Source organism: Agromyces aureus (assembly GCF_001660485.1).
Lineage (GTDB): Bacteria > Actinomycetota > Actinomycetes > Actinomycetales > Microbacteriaceae > Agromyces > Agromyces aureus.
Window position 1 is genome coordinate 1,289,515 of sequence record NZ_CP013979.1, and the last position, 18,106, is coordinate 1,307,620.

At 70.4% G+C, this 18,106-nt stretch carries 13 protein-coding genes; all 13 read left to right on the top strand.

Features of this window, described 5'->3' with window-relative positions; all coding sequences use genetic code 11:
- The first annotated feature begins 153 nt into the window (after positions 1-153).
- The 13 genes from ATC03_RS05500 to ATC03_RS05560 all read left to right on the top strand — a co-directional run bounded on the left by ATC03_RS05500 (position 154) and on the right by ATC03_RS05560 (position 18,092).
- Positions 154-1,833: an ABC transporter substrate-binding protein gene (locus tag ATC03_RS05500; RefSeq protein ID WP_067874126.1), complete on the top strand. Its 1,680-nt coding sequence runs from the start codon at positions 154-156 to the stop codon at positions 1,831-1,833.
- A gap of 49 nt (positions 1,834-1,882) precedes the next feature.
- Positions 1,883-2,878, top strand: coding sequence for an ABC transporter permease (locus ATC03_RS05505; RefSeq protein ID WP_067874128.1), 996 nt, complete (start codon positions 1,883-1,885; stop codon positions 2,876-2,878).
- Positions 2,871-3,908: an ABC transporter permease gene (locus ATC03_RS05510; protein ID WP_067874131.1), complete on the top strand. Its 1,038-nt coding sequence runs from the start codon at positions 2,871-2,873 to the stop codon at positions 3,906-3,908. The genes ATC03_RS05505 and ATC03_RS05510 overlap by 8 nt, the downstream gene beginning before the upstream one ends.
- A complete protein-coding gene (locus tag ATC03_RS05515; RefSeq protein WP_067874134.1) occupies positions 3,905-4,828 on the top strand; it encodes an ABC transporter ATP-binding protein in 924 nt (307 codons plus the stop codon). Before ATC03_RS05510 ends, ATC03_RS05515 begins: the two co-directional genes overlap by 4 nt.
- An 8-nt stretch (positions 4,829-4,836) precedes the next feature.
- On the top strand, positions 4,837-5,658 hold the full coding sequence (locus ATC03_RS05520; RefSeq protein ID WP_067881532.1) for an ABC transporter ATP-binding protein: 822 nt from the start codon (positions 4,837-4,839) through the stop codon (positions 5,656-5,658).
- A gap of 61 nt (positions 5,659-5,719) precedes the next feature.
- Positions 5,720-6,877: an ROK family transcriptional regulator gene (locus ATC03_RS05525; protein WP_067881536.1), complete on the top strand. Its 1,158-nt coding sequence runs from the start codon at positions 5,720-5,722 to the stop codon at positions 6,875-6,877.
- 146 nt (positions 6,878-7,023) lie between these two features.
- A complete protein-coding gene (locus ATC03_RS05530) occupies positions 7,024-8,280 on the top strand; it encodes a family 4 glycosyl hydrolase (RefSeq protein WP_067874136.1) in 1,257 nt (418 codons plus the stop codon).
- Positions 8,277-9,374: an N-acetylglucosamine kinase gene (locus ATC03_RS05535; RefSeq protein ID WP_084003694.1), complete on the top strand. Its 1,098-nt coding sequence runs from the start codon at positions 8,277-8,279 to the stop codon at positions 9,372-9,374. Before ATC03_RS05530 ends, ATC03_RS05535 begins: the two co-directional genes overlap by 4 nt.
- A 189-nt stretch (positions 9,375-9,563) precedes the next feature.
- On the top strand, positions 9,564-11,042 hold the full coding sequence (locus ATC03_RS05540) for a malate:quinone oxidoreductase (RefSeq protein WP_074401130.1): 1,479 nt from the start codon (positions 9,564-9,566) through the stop codon (positions 11,040-11,042).
- A gap of 313 nt (positions 11,043-11,355) precedes the next feature.
- Positions 11,356-13,269 (top strand): ATP-binding cassette domain-containing protein, encoded by a 1,914-nt coding sequence (locus ATC03_RS05545; protein ID WP_067874139.1) that lies wholly within the window; start codon positions 11,356-11,358, stop codon positions 13,267-13,269.
- A 210-nt stretch (positions 13,270-13,479) separates the two neighbouring features.
- Positions 13,480-15,597, top strand: a complete 2,118-nt coding sequence (locus ATC03_RS20200; RefSeq protein ID WP_179947902.1) for an intein-containing Rv2578c family radical SAM protein — start codon at positions 13,480-13,482, stop codon at positions 15,595-15,597.
- A 138-nt stretch (positions 15,598-15,735) separates the two neighbouring features.
- The gene (locus ATC03_RS05555) at positions 15,736-16,935 is read left to right on the top strand and encodes a sensor histidine kinase (protein WP_067874145.1); all 1,200 of its coding nucleotides are present in this window, start codon (positions 15,736-15,738) and stop codon (positions 16,933-16,935) included.
- The gene (locus tag ATC03_RS05560; protein WP_067874148.1) at positions 16,932-18,092 is read left to right on the top strand and encodes a hypothetical protein; all 1,161 of its coding nucleotides are present in this window, start codon (positions 16,932-16,934) and stop codon (positions 18,090-18,092) included. The genes ATC03_RS05555 and ATC03_RS05560 overlap by 4 nt, the downstream gene beginning before the upstream one ends.
- Positions 18,093-18,106 lie beyond the last annotated feature (14 nt).

An 18,106-nucleotide genomic window follows, 5' to 3' on the forward strand; every position in this document is an offset into this window, starting at 1 on the left:
CCACGAGAAAAACTAAAAAGAGTCTTTCCAGTTATGTTCTTTTCTGTTAGGTTTCCTTCCAGTCACGCCGAACGAATCCTGCACCACAGCGGCGTCCTGCATCACCACCCCGCACCTTCATCGCAACGAAGCACTGAAAGGAACGACGCACCGATGATTCGAACCAAGCGTTCTGCCGCCCTCGCCCTGGCGGCCGGCGCGGCAGCCGTCGCACTCGCCCTCACGGGCTGCGCCCCGTCATCCGACGACGGCGGAGCCTCCGACAGCCAGGCCGCCCTGCGCGTCTGGGCCGGAAGCCAGACCCCCATCACGGCGAACTTCAACCCGTTCGCACCGACCGTGCTGCACGCGGCACTCGGCCCCATCTACGAGACGCTCTTCTTCTACAACAAGACGGCCGACGAGGCGCCCACCGGGCTCATCGGCGACTCGTTCGAGTTCAACGAGGACGGCACCGTCATCACCGTCAAGCTCAAGAGCGGCGTGAAGTGGAGCGACGGCGAGGCGTTCACCGCCGACGACGTCGTGTTCACGTTCGACTACGAGGCCAACGGCTACGCCGACAAGGGCCTCGTCAGCGCCGAGGCGACCGACGACTCGACCGTCGTGCTCACGTTCGACAGCCCCCAGTTCACGCGCGAGTTCGCGATCCTCGGTTCGACCTGGATCCTGCCCGAGCACATCTGGAGCGACGTCGACGACTTCGCGACCTTCACCGACGAGAACCCGGTCGGCACCGGCCCGTACGTCGTCGACTCGGTCACCGAGGCCTCGTACACGGTCGTCGCCAACGAGAACTACCGCGAAGAGGGCAAGCCCGCCGTCAAGAAGGTGCAGTACATCGGCCTCGACGCCAACCAGTCAGCTCAAGACCTGCTGAGCGCCGGCGAGCTCGACTGGACCGGCATGTTCATCCCGAACCCCGATGACGTGACCTCGAACGGCATCATCTCGACGATCAACACGCCCCAGGACCCGACCGTGCTCTACACCTGCGCGAACGCCGACCTCGGCTGCGTGGGCGAGCAGACGGATGTCGCGGTGCGCCAGGCGCTGAACGTCGCGATCGACCGCTCCACCATCAAGGAGAAGGCGTTCGTGGGCCTCACGGGCGACATCTCGCCGACCTTCGCGCTCCTTCCGCGCGACGAGAAGTGGCTCGCCGACCCGGCGAACGCGGTCAGCCCGCAGTCGCCCGACGTCGCCGAGGCCGGCTCGATCCTCGAGGCCGCCGGGTACACCAAGGGCTCCGACGGGTTCTACGGCAAGGACGGCACGCCGATCGAGCTCGACCTCATCTCGGTCGACGGCTGGACCGACTACAACGACGCCGCGAAGCTCATCGCCGAAGAGGCGGCCGAGGCCGGCATCAAGGTCAACGCCTCGACCGTGCAGTGGCAGGAGTTCTCCGACGCACGCCAGACCGGCCAGTACGAGCTGATCATGGGCGGCGTCATCGGCACCTCGGTCGCCGACCCGTACCAGATCTACAACGACTGGTTCTCGGGCGCCTCGACGGTCAAGGTCGGCGAGCAACTCGAACCGGGCACGTGGAACTTCAGCCGCTACGCGAACCCGGTCGTCGACCAGGCCGTCGCCGCAGCTGCAGCGACGAACGACGAGGCTGCCAAGCAGGCCGCCTACGCCACCATCCAGACCGAGATCGTGCGCGACCTGCCCTACATCCCGCTCGTCATCAACGCCACGCAGACCTTCACCAACTCGAAGGACTACACGGGCTGGCCGACTGAAGGCGACCTGTACGCCTTCCCGCCCGCCTGGGGCGCTTCGGCCGCCGGCGTCATCCTCGCGAACCTGACGCCCGCGAAGTAACCGTCACCCTGTCGGAACCCAGGACCGAGTTCGAAGAAGAGCACACTCCATGAAGTTCTACGCACGACGGATCACGATCTACCTTGTGACCCTGTGGGCGACGATCTCGCTCAACTTCCTCCTGCCGCGGCTGATGCCCGGTGACCCCGCCGAAATCCTCATCGCGAAGATGCAGCGTGCCGGCGAGGTCTCCGAGACCACCATCCGCAACATCAGGCTCATCCTGGGTTCCGGCGACGACGTTCCCCTCTGGGAGCAGTACCTCGGCTACTGGGGTCGGTTGCTTCAGGGAGATCTCGGCATCTCCGTCACGAAGTACCCGACCCCGGTCACCGAGCTCATCGCCAACGCGCTGCCATGGACGCTCGTGCTCGTCGGACTCTCGACGGTCATCGCGTTCGTGCTCGGCATCGGCATCGGCGCGTGGGTCGGCTGGCGCCGAGGCACGTGGGTGGACCACCTCGTGCCCGGCACCACGGTGCTGCAGTCCATCCCGTACTTCTGGCTCGCGCTGATCCTCGTGGCGGTGTTCGCCGTGAACCTGCGGTGGTTCCCGATCTTCGGCGGCTACGACGTGTTCGCGTTCCCCGAGGGGCCCGAGCCCACCTGGGCGTTCCTCAGCGACGCGATCTACCACGGCATCCTGCCCGCGATCACGATCGTGCTGAGCTCGGTCGGCGGCTGGCTGTTCGGCATGCGCAACATGATGGTCGCGACCCTCAGCGAGGACTACATCGTCACCGCCGAGGCGAAGGGCCTGCGCCCCCGCCGCATCCTGCAGGCGTACGCCTCGCGGAACGCCGCCATCCCGTCGATCGCGGGCTTCTCGATCACCCTCGGCTTCGTCGTCGCCGGCTCCATCGTCATGGAGCAGGTGTTCACCTATCCGGGCGTCGGCAAGCTCATGTTCCAGGCCGTGCAGAACAACGACTACGCGCTCATGCAGGGCGTGTTCCTCGTGATCACGATCACGGTGCTGGCCGCCAACTTCCTCATGGACCTCGTCTACGGATTCATCGACCCGAGAGCGCGCCACAATGTCTGAGCCACGCACCCTGGTCGACGAGGCCCTCGTCGACCGCACCCCCGACGACCAGATCGTCGCGCCGATCGGCATCATCAGCGCCGTGCCCGACGACGGGCGCGCCGAGGCCGAGGCCCGCAGGCGCGGCATCCGAACCCGGATGCCGAAGCTCACCCTCAAGCTCGCCGCGGGCCTCGTGCTCGTGGTCGGCATCGTGGCCTTCGCGGTCATCGCGCCGTTCTTCACGCAGAGCCCGACCTACAGCGGCAACCCGTCGCTCGAGCCGCCGAGCTCCGAGCACTGGCTCGGCACCACCAAGCTCGGGTACGACGTGTTCGCCCAGCTCGCCGCCGGTGCGCGCGGCTCGCTGCTGATCGGCATCGTGGCCGGCACCATCGCGCTCGTGCTCTCGGTGCTCTTCGGCGTGCTGGCCGGTTACCTCGGCAACTGGCCCGACGAGATCCTCTCGCTGATCACGAACATCATGCTCGTGATCCCGGGGCTGCCGCTCGTGATGGTGATCGCGACCTACGTGCCCGGTCGCAGTTGGCTGCTCGTCGCCATCGTGCTCGGCATCACCGCCTGGGCCGGACCCGCGGTCGTGCTCAGGGCCCAGTCGAGGTCGCTGCGGGCCCGCGAGTACGTCGCCGCAGCGCGCGTCGCCGGTGAGCGCACGCACCGCGTGATCCTCGTCGAGATCCTGCCGAACCTGCTGCCGCTGCTCACCGCGCAGTTCCTGTTCGCGATCATCTTCGCCATCCTCGGCGAGGCCGGGCTCTCGTACCTGGGCCTCGGACCCACCGGGTCGATCACGTGGGGCACCATGCTGAACGACGCGCAGACCGGTCAGGCGATCGGCATGGGCGCCTGGTGGTGGTTCGTGCCGCCGGGGCTCATGATCGCGCTGCTGGGCGCGGGGCTCTCGCTCATCAACTTCAGCATCGACGAGGTCATCAATCCCAAGCTGCGCATCGCGCCGGAGTACACCCGCCGGGTCCGCAAGGCCGCACGCGAGGGTCGCGGCATCGCCGCAGAGGGGAGCGTCGCATGAGCGCCGCCGACGTGATCACGAGCCGGGTGGCCGCCGACCCGACGCGCGCCGATGCCGTGCTCACCGCGACGAACGTCTCGATCGAGTACCTCGTCGATCCGCCCGTCGAGGCGGTCAAGAACGTCTCGCTCACGCTGCACCGCGGAGAGATCCTGGGTCTCGCCGGCGAGTCGGGGTGCGGCAAGTCGACGCTCGCCTACGGGCTCAACCGCCTGTTGAAGCCGCCGGCCATGATGAGCTCGGGCGAGGTGACCTTCCACGACCGCGACGGCCGCGACATCGACGTCGTGAGCCTGAACGGCGAGGGGCTGCGCGCGTTCCGCTGGGACAAGGTCTCGATGGTGTTCCAGGGTGCGATGAACTCCCTGAACCCGGTGCTCAGCATCAAGGCGCAGCTCGACGACGTCTTCCGCACGCACCGCCCGAAGATGCGCAAGGCCGAGCGCGTCGCGCGCAGCCGTGAGCTGCTCGACCTCGTCGGCGTCGACCCCGACCGGCTCACGAGCTTTCCGCACGAACTCTCGGGCGGCATGCGCCAGCGCATGATGATCGCGATGGCGCTCGCGCTCGACCCGCAGGTCATGATCATGGACGAGCCGACGACGGCGCTCGACGTGGTCGTGCAGCGCGGCATCATCCGCGAGATCATGCGGCTCCGCGAACGCCTCGGGTTCGCGGTCATCTTCATCACGCACGACCTGCCGCTGCTCATCGAGATCAGCGATCGCATCGCGGTCATGCTGCGCGGCGAGATCGTCGAACTCGGCACGGCCGACGAGATCTACCGCGACGCCCAGCACGACTACACGAAGCGGCTGCTCGAGAGCTTCCCGAGCCTCCGCGGCGACCGCGGCGACTTCATCCGCACCGGAGCGATGCCCGTCGCGTCGGCCCTCACGACGAGCACGGAGGCCGTGTGAACCAGCCGATCGCGAGCCTCGAGGCCCGCAACCTCGTCAAGGACTTCCGGCTGCGCAGCGGCCTCAAGGCCACCACCCTGCATGCCGTGAAGGATGTCTCGTTCACCCTCGAGGCCGGAAAGACGATCGCGCTGGTCGGCGAGAGCGGCAGCGGCAAGTCGACGATCGCCCGCATGATCGCGAAGCTCGAACAGCCCACGAGCGGGCGGATCCTGCTCGACGGTGCCCCGAGCGGCAGCGGCGGCCGGGCGCTCGCCGCGTACCGCGGCGACGTGCAGATGGTCTTCCAGGACCCGTTCGCGTCGCTGAACCCGTTTCACTCGATCGAGCACCACCTCGAACGGCCGATCCGCATCCACCACCCCGAGCTGTCGCGAGCCGGGGTGCGCGACCGGGTCCTGGCACTGCTCGAGCGCGTGCGGCTGACGCCGGCCACGCAGTTCGCCGAGCGCAAGCCGCACGAGCTGTCGGGCGGGCAGCGTCAGCGCGTCGCCATCGCGCGGGCGCTCGCCCCCGGAGCGCGATTCATCGTGGCCGACGAACCGGTGTCGATGCTCGACGTCTCGATCCGGCTCGGGGTGCTGAACCTGCTCGCCGCACTGCAGCGCGAGGAGCGCCTCGGCGTGCTCTACATCACGCACGACCTCGCGACCGCGCGGCACTTCTCCGACGAGATCCTCGTGATGTACCGTGGCGAGATCGTCGAGCGGGGCAGTGCGGATGCCGTCATCCTCGACCCCCAGCACGACTACACGAAGCGGCTGCTCGAAGCCGCGGCGGACCCCGAGCGGCTCGGCGCCCTGCGCGACGAGGTGCGGAGCGGCGGCTGACGTGACGCAGACCACGAACGACATCGAGCCGGCTCCGCCGGCACCGCAGAGGGGAGGGAACGTGAGCCAGGTCGACCCGGGCACGCCCACGTGGCTGCGCGCGCACAACGATCGCACGGCGTTCCGCCTGCTGCTCGAACACGGTCCGCTGACGCGCGCCCAGCTCGGAGCGCTGTCGGGCATGTCCAAGCCCACGGCCGCCCAGATGCTCGCGCGCCTCGAGCGCATCGACCTGATCCACCCCGTCGGCGAGGTGTCCGCGGGCCGAGGGCCGAACGCGGTCAGCTACGGCGTGCGCCCCGACCGCATCACGGGCGTCGCGGTGAGCATGCTCGCCGACGGCATCCACGCGGTCGTCGTCGACGCGACCGATGCCGAGCATCCGATCGCCGAGATCTCGCTCGCGACGACCGAGCGCACACCCGACGCCGACGTGCGTCGAGCCATCGATGCGGCCTGCGCCGCGGCCGAGGTCGACCCGGCCACGGTGAGCATCGTGGCGGTCGGCGTGCAGGCGGCGGTCGACGTCATCGGCGACACGCTCTCGTTCACGGACACCCTGCCGGGGTGGCCGGCAACGGGCTCGCGTGCCCGCATCGAGGAGCGCCTCGGTCTCACCGCGGTGCTCGAGAACGACGTGAACCTCGCCGCCATGGCCGAGCGTGCCGTGGGCGTGTCGACCGAGGCCGACACCGCCGTGCTCTTCTGGATCGGCCAGGGTCTCGGCGTCGCGCTCGATTTCGGCGGGGTCGTGCACCGCGGCGCCTCGGGCGGAGCCGGTGAGATCGGCTACCTCGAAGTGCCACGGAGCGCGAGCTCGATCGAACCGGGTGCCGACGACCTGACGAGCCTGGTCGGCGGGCGCCCGGTGTCGCGCCTGCTCGGCGCCGAGGCGGGCGAACGGCTCGGCGACGTGCTGCATCGGCTGCCGACCGACCCCGAGGCGCTCGACGCGGTCGCCGAGCGGGTCGTGGTCGCCATCGCCCCGCTGCTCGCGATCGTCGATCCGGGTCTGCTGGTGCTCGGCGGTCCGACCGGCGCGGCCGGCGGCGGCGGCCTCGCCGAGCGCGTCACCCGCCGTCTCGACCGCGAGGCGCATCCGCACCTGTCGGTGCAGGCGAGCACCACGGGCGACCAGCCGGTGCTGCTCGGCGCGCGGCGCCTGCTCGTCGAGCGCATCCGCGACCTGCTCGAGGCGGACATCACCCCGGCCGGCTGAGTTCGACACGTTAGGCGTGCGGATGCGGCATCCGCTCGCCCTGCGCGCTCGGCGCACCGCTCGTCGATCCCGGAAACGGTCGTTCGAACGCGCCGTCGCGCCCGGAACCATCCACGAACACCACCCACTCGACCTGAGGAGGACGCATGAAGCTCGCGATCGTCGGCGGCGGCTCGACCTACACCCCCGAACTCATCGACGGCTTCGCCCGCCTGCGCGAGGTGCTGCCGATCGACGAGGTCGTGCTCGTCGACCCCGACGAGCAGCGGCTGGCGCTCGTCGCCGGCATGTCGCAGCGCATGCTCGCGCATGCCGGCCACCCCGGCCGCGTCGTGGGCACGACCGACCTCGTGGCCGGCGTCGCCGATGCCGACGCGGTGCTGATCCAGCTTCGCATCGGCGGTCAGCACGCCCGGCACGCCGACGAGACGTGGCCGCACGAGGTCGACTGCATCGGCCAGGAGACCACGGGCCCCGGCGGGCTCGCCAAGGCACTGCGGACGGTGCCGGTGGTGCTGCGCATCGCCGACGTCGTACGCGAGCACGCGAAGCCCGACGCGTGGATCGTGGACTTCACCAACCCGGTCGGCATCGTGACGCGCGCGCTGCTCGAGGCCGGGCACCGCGCCGTCGGCCTCTGCAACGTCGCGATCGGGTTCCAGCGTCGGTTCGCGTCGGTGTTCGGCGTCGAGCACGACCGCGTGAGCCTCGGACACGTCGGCCTCAACCACCTCACCTGGGAGCGCAGCGTGCAGGTCGACGGCCGCGACGAGCTGCCCGGGCTGCTCCGCGACCGGCTCGGAGAGCTCGCCGGCGACGTGCACCTCGCGCCGGAACTCATCGCGCAGCTGGGCGTGCTGCCCTCCTACTACCTGCGGTACTTCTACGCGCACGACGAGGTGCTGCGCGAGCAGCGCTCGTCGCCGACGCGGGCCGAGGCGGTGCAGGCGATCGAGCGCGAGCTGCTCGACCTCTACGCCGACGCGTCGCAGCGCGAGAAGCCCGCGGCGCTCGAGGGCCGCGGCGGCGCGTTCTACTCCGAGGCCGCGATCGAGCTGCTCGCCGCCATGCGCGACGGCACGTCGCGGTCGCGCGTGGTGAACCTGCGCAACGACGGCGTGATGCCCTTCCTGCCTGACGACCACGTGATCGAGGTGCCCGCGGTGTTCCGCGACGGGCGGTTCACCGCCGAGCCCGTCGCCCCGCTGCCCGACGACATCTGGGGCCTCATCGCCTCGGTCGCCGGCTACGAGCGGCTCGCGCTCGACGCCGCCGTGCACGGCGGGCGCGACCGGGTGCTCCGGGCGATGCGCGCGCACCCGCTCGTGCTGCAGCACGACCGCGCCGAACGCCTCACCGACCTGCTGCTCGCCGAGAACGAACGATTCCTGGAGTGGGCATGAGCGCGGGCTCGGGCGGGGGCACGGGCGCAGGCGCAGGGCGGGGCATCGGCATTCGAGCTGCGGATGCCGCGGCGGGCCGTTTGCGGCGAGCCGGCGCGTCCGACTCGGCACCCGTGGTCGTCGCGGTCGACGGCGGCGGGTCGAAGACCGACGCGGTCGCCCTGACGCTCGACGGGCGGGTCGTCGCGCATCGCCGGGGACCGGGTTCGAGTCCGCAGCTCGAGGGGCTCGCGGCATCCGTCGCCGTCGTCGACGAGCTCGTCAGCGCGGTCTCGGCCAGGCGGCCCGTGCTGCAGGTCGACCTCTACCTGTCTGGCCTCGACCTGCCCGTCGAGATCGAGCGGTACCGCACGGCGATCGACTGGCTGGCGTGGGCGTCGCCGTCGACCGTGATCGACAACGACCTCTTCGCGCTGCTCCGCGCGGGCACCGATGCGCCCGACGCGATCGCCGTCGTCTGCGGAACCGGGGTCAACGCGATCGGCGTTCGCGCCGACGGCGCCTCGGCCCGGTTCCCATCGCTCGGGCCGATCTCCGGTGACTGGGGCGGCGGCTCCGGGCTGGGGGAGCAGGCGCTCTGGCATGCCGCGCGCGAGGTCGACGGCCGGGGCGAGCCGACCGTGCTGACGGCCGCGATCGTCGAACGCCTCGGCGCGGCATCCCTGTCCGACCTGATCGAGGACCTGCATTTCGGGCGCCGCTCGACCGCCGAGCTCTCCGACCTCGCGCCCGTCGTCTTCGAGGCGGCGCGCGGCGGTGACGCGGTGGCGGGGGCACTCGTCGACCGGCAGGCCGACGAGATCCTCGCGTTCGCGCGGGCCTGCCTCACCAGACTCGACCTGCTCGATCGCGCGGTGCCCGTCGTCCTCGGCGGTGGCGTCGTGCGCTCGGGCGATTCCCGGATGCTCGGGCGCGTCGCGGCGGGGCTTGCCGCGATCGCGCCCGGGGCTGTGCTCGAGTTCTTCGCGAGCGCGCCGATCATCGGCGCTGCACTGCTCGCGCTCGAGTCCGGGGGCGCCGGCCCCGATGCGCTCGTGCGCGCCCGCGACGAGGTCGCGGCGTCGACGGGTGCGTCGGTGCCGGTGGGGGGCTGAGCGGCCGCACGCGCGTGGGGCGCGTCGCGGCCGCTCGGGTCGTTCGGGGCATCCGCCCGCCGTGTGCACCACGCCGGCCCGCGGCATCCGCTCGCCCTGATCGTGGCCGATCAGCACCGCATTCGAGACTCTCTCGACGTCGAGCTGCCGTGGTCCGAGGCACCCGCGACGGCGCATACACTGGAATCCGTGAATTCAGCGGAAACGGTCGACGTCGTCCTGATCGGCGGGGGCATCATGAGCGCGACGCTCGGCTCCCTCATCTCCAGGCTTCAGCCCGACTGGTCCATCCGCGTCTACGAGCGCCTCGGCGAGGTCGCCCAAGAGAGCTCGAACGCCTGGAACAACGCGGGCACCGGCCACGCCGCGCTCTGCGAGCTGAACTACATGCCCGAGAACCCCGACGGCAGCGTGAGCGCGGCCAAGGCCGTCTCGATCAACGAGCAGTTCCAGATCAGCCGCCAGTACTGGGCGTACCTCGTCTCGACCGGCGCGCTGCCCGAGCCGCACAACTTCATCAACACCGCACCGCACATGACGTTCGTGCGCGGTGCGGCGAACATCGAGTACCTGAAGAAGCGCGTCGCGGCGCTGAAGGACCAGCCGCTGTTCCCCGACCTCGAGTACACCGAGGACCTCGAGCGCATCGCCGAGTGGACCCCGCTCCTCGCGAAGAAGCGCAACCCCAAACAGAAGGTCGCCGCCACGCGCATCGTCTCGGGCACCGACGTCGACTTCGGAGCGCTCACGAAGTACCTCTTCACGGACATCTCCGAGCGCGGTGCCGAGATCCACACGAACCACCAGGTCACGCGACTGAAGCGCCAGAAAGACGGAACGTGGCGCCTGCGCGTCAAGCACCTCGTCGGCGGCACGCCCAGCACCGTGAACGCGCGCTTCGTCTTCGTCGGCGCGGGCGGCGGCGCACTCGCCCTGCTGCAGCACTCGGGCATCTCCGAGATCGAGGGCTTCGGCGGATTCCCGATCTCGGGCCAGTTCCTGCGCACCACGAACCCCAAGCTCGTCGCCCAGCACCAGGCGAAGGTCTACGGCAAGGCCGCCGTCGGTGCACCGCCCATGTCGGTGCCGCACCTCGATACGCGCGTCGTCGACGGCGAGACCGCGCTGCTCTTCGGCCCGTACGCCGGCTTCACGCCGAAGTTCCTGAAGACGAGCACCTGGTTCGACCTGCCGTTCTCGATCCGCCTGCACAACCTCGGCCCGATGATCCAGGTCGGCCTGAAGAACTTCGACCTCGTGAAGTACCTCGTCGGCGAGCTCATGGCCAACCGCGAGAAGAAGATGCAGGCCCTGCGCGAGTTCATGCCGACGGCGAAGACCGAGGACTGGGAGCTCATCACGGCCGGCCAGCGCGTGCAGGTCATGAAGAAGGACCCCGAGAAGGGCGGCATCCTGCAGTTCGGCACCGAGGTCATCACGGGCGCCGACGGCACGATCGCCGGCCTCCTCGGCGCGTCGCCCGGCGCCTCGACGGCCGCGCCCATCATGCTCGACGTGCTCGCGCGCTGCTTCCCCGACCGCATGGCCGAGTGGGAGCCGAAGCTCCGCGAGATGATCCCGGGCTACGGCACGACGCTCTCGGGCGACCCGGCGGCCGCCGAGGCCTCGCTCGCCGAGACGGCGAAGACGCTGCAGCTCCAGGCGTAGGCATTCGCCGGCGGTTCGCGTCGGCGCCCTGTACTTTTCGGATCGACGTCTGCTATCGTCGACCCCGCTATGAAGTGAGTACTCCCACCGTCCCGCGCCTGAGGCGCCGTAGACATCGGGTGTACCCATTCCACTGTTCGCGACGGTGACGGCTGCATCCATCTCGGCAATGCCCGGCGGGATTCCTTCTCCGCTCCCGGGTCGTCGGCGCTGCCATGCGCGTGCGGCGGATCCGTGCGGTGCACCGCTCGACCGACCGCCTGCGCGCGGCATCCGTCGACGGCCCGGGAGCATTCGTGAAAGGGCGTTCCGCATGTCGGTACACGTCTCGTATTCCTCCTATCTCCGCGTCGACGACCTGTCGGCGCACTACCCCGATCGCCGCGTGTTCAGCGATCTCGGCTTCTCGGTCGCTCCCGGCCAGCGCCTCGGCCTCATCGGCGAGAACGGCGTCGGGAAGTCCACGCTGCTGCGGCTGATCGCCCTGTCGCAGGCGACGGATGCCGCGGGCGGGCCGCCCACGCCGGCACCCGACGTGACGGGCGACGGCCGGGTCAGCCGCCCGCGACGAACGGGGCTGCTCACGCAGGAGCTCCCGTTCGCGCCGGGCGACCGCATCGGCGACGTGCTCGAGCATGCGCTCGACGACGTGCGGGCGATCGAGCGCGAGCTCGACGCGGCTGCGGCGGCGCTCGCGGGCACCGGTGCGGGCGCCGGTGCGGGCTTCGACACCGGCGGCGCCACGCACGGCGCGTCGGGCGGCGGCTTCTCGAACGACGAGGCCGCGGCCGCGGCATCCGCCGACCGGTACGCGGCCGCCCTCGACGCGGCCGAGCATGCCGACGTGTGGGGTGCCGACGCCCGGCGCGACCAGCTGCTCGACGGGCTCGGGGTCGGCTCGCTCGGCCTCGACCGCCGCGTCGACGAGATGTCGGGCGGCCAGCGCAGTCGCTTCGCCCTCGCGGCGCTGCTGCTGCGGGCGCCCGACGCGCTGCTGCTCGACGAGCCGACCAACCACCTCGACGACGACGCCGCGGCGTTCCTCGAGTCGAGGCTGCGCGCCTGGCGCGGGCCGGTGCTGTTCGCGAGCCACGACCGGGAGTTCCTCGATCGCGTCGCGACGGGCCTGCTCGACCTCGATCCGGGGCGGCGCGGCGCGCTCGCCGTGGCCGAGCCGCAGGCGACCCGCGGGCGTTCGGGTCCGTCGACGTATGCGAGCACCCGCATCACGAGCGATGACCTGCTCGCGGCATCCGGTGGCACGGTGTTCGGCGGTGGCTTCACCGAGTTCCTCTCGGTGAAGGCCGACGAGCGGCAGCGCTGGCAGCGCCAGTTCGAGGTCGAGCAGCAGGAGCTCGCCGGGCTCCGCGCGCTCGTCGCGAACAGTGGCGGGGGCGCGGCGCGGAACGTCGCGCACGGCCGGGCCGCGACCGACAACGACAAGTTCATCCGCCACTTCAAGGGCGAGAACGTCGATCGCACGGTCGCGCGGCGCGTGCGCAACGCCGAGCAGCGCCTCGAGGTGCTCGAGCGCGAGCAGGTGCAGAAGCCGCCGTCGCCGCTCGCGTTCGCGGGCATCCCGCAGGGTTCGCAGGCGCTCGACGAGGCATCCGGCCTGCTCGCGCAACTGACGGATGCCGCGGTCGAAGGACGCCTCGAGGTGCCGTCGCTGCAGGTGCCCTCGACGGCGCGGCTGCTCGTGACGGGTGACAACGGCGCGGGCAAGTCGACGCTGCTCAACGTGCTCGCAGGCACGCAGCGGCTCGACCGCGGTTCGGTGCAGCGGCGCAGGGGGCTGCGCGTGCAGCTGCTCGAGCAGGACGTACGCTTCGCCGAGCCCGAGGTTGCGGCGCGGCGCGTCTACGAGCGCACCCTGGGGGAGCGGCGCGCTGAGCAGGTGCCGCTGTCGAGCCTCGGGCTCGTCGCGCCGCGCGACGAGTCGCGGCCCGTCGGCGCGCTCTCGGTCGGGCAGCAGCGGCGCCTGGCGCTCGCCCTCGTGATCGCGAGGCCGCCGCACCTGTTCCTCCTCGACGAGCCGACGAACCACCTCTCGCTCGCGCTCGCGACCGACCTCGAGCACGCGCTCGGCACGTATCCGGGCGCCGTCGTGCTCGCCAGCCACGACCGGTGGCTGCGTCGTCGGTGGTCGGGCGATCGGCTCGAGCTGACGGGCGGCCGGCCGGTGCTGGCGGCCCGAGTCGTCGTGCCCGACCCGGTTCCGGCCTGACGAGCGGCGCGCCGCGGCATCCGGATGTCGCGGCGCGCCGCTCGTAGCCCCGCCCCGTTGTGCCGTGCATCGGCCCTCGCCACCCGTTGCGCGGACGCGAAGGGTCGCGTCGCGGTGCGAATGGCGCCCATTCGCGTCCGCGCCGTGATGCAGATCCCAGGCCCCGCGCGCTGGCTTGCGGTTGATTCGAACATGTGTTCGAATGTCTGCATGAGGTGGAGCGGGCAGCAGTTGGGGGTCGACCAGGCCGGCACCCTGCCCGGTCTCGCCCGTCTCAACAACCTCGTGCGCACCGTGCAGACGCCCGAGTTCGCCGGCATGACCTTTCACGAGGTGCTCGCGAAGTCTGCGCTCAACCACGTGCCGGGCCCGTCGTCGATGCCGTTCAGCTGGACCGTCAACCCCTACCGGGGCTGCAGCCATGCTTGCGTCTACTGCCTAGACCCCGACACCGTCATCACGATGAGCGACGGGCGCGAGAAACTGCTCCGCGATCTCGAGGTCGGCGAGGAAGTGATCGGCACCCGCGTCGACGGGCGATACCGGCGGTACACGCCCGCGACGGTCCTCGCCAAGTGGTCGACCCGGAAGCAGGCTTACCGCATCACGCTCGCCGATGGCACAGCGATCATCGCGAGCGGCGACCACCGGTTCTTGACGGAGCGGGGTTGGAAGCACGTCACTGGGGCCATGAGCGGTCCGGGTCAGCGGCCGTACCTCACCACCGGGAACTCGCTCATGGGGTTCGGCCGAGCCGGCGGTCGTCCTGAGATCTCGATCGACTCCGACCGCTACGCGATGGGATATCTCGCTGGCATGATCCGAGGAGACGGGCTGCTGTTCGCGCGTACATACACGCGACCGAGCGGAACCCCGAACAACGTCCACCAGTTCCGGCTCGCACTCGCAGACCCCGAGGCGCTCGTCCGAACGCGCGCCTATCTCGAGCGGTTCGGCATCACGACGAAGTCGTTCGAGTTCGCTCCGGCCAGCGCGACGCGTCGTCCGATGTCCGCGATCCGTACCGCCCGTCGTGCCGACCACGAGTCGATCTCACGCCTGATCTCCTGGCCGCAAGACCCGTGCGATGAGTGGGCGGCAGGATATCTGGGGGGCATCTTCGATGCCGAGGGGTCGTGCAGCCGTGGCATCCTCCGCATCTCGAACAAAGACGAAGCGATCCTCGTCGCCATCGAGCAGGCGCTGGTGCGGTTCATGGTTCCGTTCGTCCGTGAAAAGGCCAACTCGATCGGGGTCGCCAACATTCGGGTCACAGGGGGCCTTCCCTCCAGGAGCGCCTTCTTCTCGATCGCACAACCGGCGATCACGCGCAAGCTCGCTCTCGTCGGGGCGGCGATCAAGAGCAAGGCCGATCTGCGCGTGGTCTCGATTGAGCCGCTGCCCGGTGAGCGGGAATTGCTCGACATCACCACGTCGACCGGAGACTTCATCGCGAACGGCGTGGTGAGCCACAACTGCTTCGCGAGGCCCACGCATACGTATCTCGACCTCGATGCGGGCGACGACTTCGACCGGCAGATCATCGTGAAGGTGAACGTCGCCGAGGTGCTCGCCGGCGAGCTCGCGAAGCGGTCGTGGCGTCATGAGCCCGTGGCGCTCGGCACGAACACCGACCCGTACCAGCGGGCCGAGGGGCGGTACCGGCTCATGCCGGGCATCATCGATGCGCTCGCCTCGAGTGGCACCCCGTTCAGCATCCTCACGAAGGGGTCACTGCTGCGGCGAGACCTGCCGCTCATCGTCGAGGCGGCCACGCAGGTGCCGGTCGACCTGGCGATGTCGATCGCGGTCTACGACGACGAACTGCAGCAGTCGATCGAGCCGGGCACGCCGAGCACGAAGGCGAGGCTCGCGACGGTCACCGCGGTGCGCGAAGCGGGGCTCGACTGCACGGTGTTCCTGATGCCGATCCTGCCGTACCTCACCGACACGAGGGCTCACCTCGACGAGGCGCTGCGGCAGGTCAAGGCGTCCGGTGCCACGAGCGTCGTGTACTCGGCGCTGCACCTGCGGCAGGGCGTCAAACCCTGGTTCATGCAGTGGCTCGACCGCGAGCACCCCGAACTCGTGACGAAGTACCGGTCGATGTACTACGGCCAGAACGCCTACGCGCCGAAGGAGTACCGCAAGTGGCTTGCCGCTCGGGTGGCGCCGCTGCTGCGCGCGCACGGACTCGCCCGCGGGCAGGAGGACCCCGCCACGGGCGGGGTCAGGTCGGCGGCCACGACGGCCGCGATGGCCGGTGCGGCAGCTCGCCGATCGGCGTCGCGCACGGAGTTCGCCGCGACACCCGACGCGCTGTTCTGAGGGCGCCGATGAGCGCCGTCGCCGAGGGGCGCGGCGATCCGACGAACGGCGCATGCACGGAATCGAGTCCATTTCTGGGATAATCCGGAGAGTCCAGTGTGAACCCGATCCACTCGGCACGAGCCCTCGGAGGTGCCCATGACGCTCGGGCTCCCCGGAGATCTGTCGCGTGATTCCGAGGGCCGCGCCATCGTGCACGCCGGCCATGTCGCCGCCTGGGTGTACCTCGGAATGGGCGCGCTCGTCGCCCTCGCCCTCGCCGTCGGCGGTCGTCCGTCGGGCTGGATCGCGGCGGGGCTCACGGTGATCATGGCGGGCCTGCTGTCGGTCGTGGCGTTGCATCGCACGGTGACGTCGACCTTGCTCTACCTCGTCGTCGGCGCCGGGGCGACCGTCTGGTTGACCGTGCTCGCGATGAGTGCGGACTACGACCTCGGCAGCACCGACAACGCGGTCATCGCGATTCCCTGCATCGCCCTGGTGCTCGTGGGCGGGGCCGGCAACGCGTCGGTGATCGCCTGCATCTGGGCCGCGATCGGGTACGGCACGAGCCAGCTCGCCACGTTCGTCGGTGCGATGCTGAGCGACTCGGCGTTCCAGGTGAACACCGCCGCGACCGCCGTCGCCGTCTTCGTCATGCTCATCCGCGGGGTCGACGGCCTGACGCGGCGCGGGGGCCTTCGCCGTCAGGCGGCCCTGGTGCGGGCGAACGTCGCCGCGCGCGAGGCCACGGCCCGTCGGGATCACGAACTCGAGGCGGTCACACGACTGCACGACACCGCGATGGGCCACCTGCTCGCGATCGCGTCGGCCGGCTCCGGACCGGTCGACGAGCGCCTGCGCACCGACATCCGTCAAGACCTCGAACTGCTCGTCGGGCGCGACTGGATGGCGCAGCACCGCGGCGAGCAGGTCGCATCGGCACCGAGGGCGAGCGGCGATGCAGACGTCACGCCCGTACTCGACCTGGCGTTCGCGACCGCCGCCGACGAGGGCCTCGACGTGCAGATGACAGGTGACCTCGCGGTGCTCTCGCACCTCGGGCCACGCCGTGCAGCCGAACTCGACACGGCCGTCGCCGAATGCCTGCGCAACGTCGCGCGGCACGCAAGGGTGCAGGAGGCCGAGATGATCATCGGCTACGGCGGCGGCGAGGTGACCGTCGCGGTCATGGACGTCGGATCAGGGTTCGACGTCGACCGCATCCCGGCCGGCCGGCGCGGCTTCCGCGATGACGTCGTCGCACGCATCGAGCGTGAGGGCGGTACCGCCCGAGTGTGGTCGGCGATCGGCGTCGGCACGACCGTCGTGCTCACGGTTCCCGAGGGAGGCGCATGAGCACCGCCCGCCTCGCCCCGAAGGACATCGACCCGATCGGCGCACTCGCCTCGTCGTCGATCCTGCCGCACTTCGGCGGTGTCGTCGCGACCCTCACCGCGGTCCTCATGACCGTCGCGCACTGGGCTGAGGTGGTCTCACCGGTGGCGGCGATCGCGGCCATCGTGCTCGTCGTGATCGCCGCAGTGACGGCAACCGTCGCCACGCGTCCGTCGCGGGCGCCGTTCACGCCGGAGCGCCTCTGGATCGTCGTCGTGTTCGGGGTCGGCGCCGCGGTCGCCGAGTACCTCAGCACGATCGGCAACGACCGCTCCCTCTACGACGACTTCGGCCCGATGGTCATCGGCATCCTGATGGTCTCGCTCGCGCCGTATTGCAGCTGGACCACGCTGCTCACCGCCGGCGCGCTGTCGACCGCGGTGCTCTCGGTGCTCATGGCCGACCGTGCCAGGCCGGTGTGGCAGGACCTGCCCGTCGTGGTGATGGTGCTCGTCTACGTGCTGCCGACTGTGGTGGCGAGTGCCGCAGCGGCGGGGTACTCCTGGTCGATCGTGCACATCACGCTCGAATGGCAGCGCAAGGCGAACCGAGTGCTGCTCCAGCGAGACGCCGAGCTCCGTGCCGGGCTCGCGAGTTCCGTCGATCACGGCAGTGTCGCGGTGCTGCGCCGCGAGGTGCTCCCGTTCCTCGCCGCCATGCTGAACGTCGAACGCGTGTCCGTCGCGGACGCCGACCGCGCCCGGCAACTGGCCGAGGCGCTGCGGGCGACCCTCCGCGAGGAGATCGCGACGACCTGGTTGAGCGACCTGGCAGCCGATCTCGTGCGTCGGCAGGGGGTGCCGGTTGAGATCGTCCAGGCCGACACGGCCGTGGCGAGCCTGCGCGACGATCAGCGGGCGGCGCTCACCGCGTTGCTGAACTGGCTCGCCGGCGACGGGCGGGCTGCGTCGATCCGCGTGGCCGTCGATCGGGAGGACACCGAGTCCGCGCGCGGGCGCGTGGTCCGGATCGCGGTCGACGCGGTCTTCGGCGTCGAGCCGCCGAACCGCCGGTCGATCGAACGGTTCGCCGCGGTCGCGCGCGCGGTCGGCCTGGCTGCGGAAGTCGCGACGACGGGGGAGAATGTCACGGTGGAGTTTCGTCATGTCATCGGTTGAGGTCCGTCCGTCGA

What these genes read in the sequence shown, in the direction of transcription:
- ATC03_RS05555 (WP_067874145.1), top strand. Translation starts at nt 15,736, where the DNA reads ATGACGCTCGGGCTCCCCGGAGATCTGTCGCGTGATTCCGAGGGCCGC.
- ATC03_RS05500 (WP_067874126.1), top strand. Translation starts at nt 154, where the DNA reads ATGATTCGAACCAAGCGTTCTGCCGCCCTCGCCCTGGCGGCCGGCGCG.
- ATC03_RS05515 (WP_067874134.1), top strand. Translation starts at nt 3,905, where the DNA reads ATGAGCGCCGCCGACGTGATCACGAGCCGGGTGGCCGCCGACCCGACG.
- ATC03_RS05510 (WP_067874131.1), top strand. Translation starts at nt 2,871, where the DNA reads ATGTCTGAGCCACGCACCCTGGTCGACGAGGCCCTCGTCGACCGCACC.
- ATC03_RS05505 (WP_067874128.1), top strand. Translation starts at nt 1,883, where the DNA reads ATGAAGTTCTACGCACGACGGATCACGATCTACCTTGTGACCCTGTGG.
- ATC03_RS05530 (WP_067874136.1), top strand. Translation starts at nt 7,024, where the DNA reads ATGAAGCTCGCGATCGTCGGCGGCGGCTCGACCTACACCCCCGAACTC.
- ATC03_RS20200 (WP_179947902.1), top strand. Translation starts at nt 13,480, where the DNA reads ATGAGGTGGAGCGGGCAGCAGTTGGGGGTCGACCAGGCCGGCACCCTG.
- ATC03_RS05560 (WP_067874148.1), top strand. Translation starts at nt 16,932, where the DNA reads ATGAGCACCGCCCGCCTCGCCCCGAAGGACATCGACCCGATCGGCGCA.
- ATC03_RS05545 (WP_067874139.1), top strand. Translation starts at nt 11,356, where the DNA reads ATGTCGGTACACGTCTCGTATTCCTCCTATCTCCGCGTCGACGACCTG.
- ATC03_RS05535 (WP_084003694.1), top strand. Translation starts at nt 8,277, where the DNA reads ATGAGCGCGGGCTCGGGCGGGGGCACGGGCGCAGGCGCAGGGCGGGGC.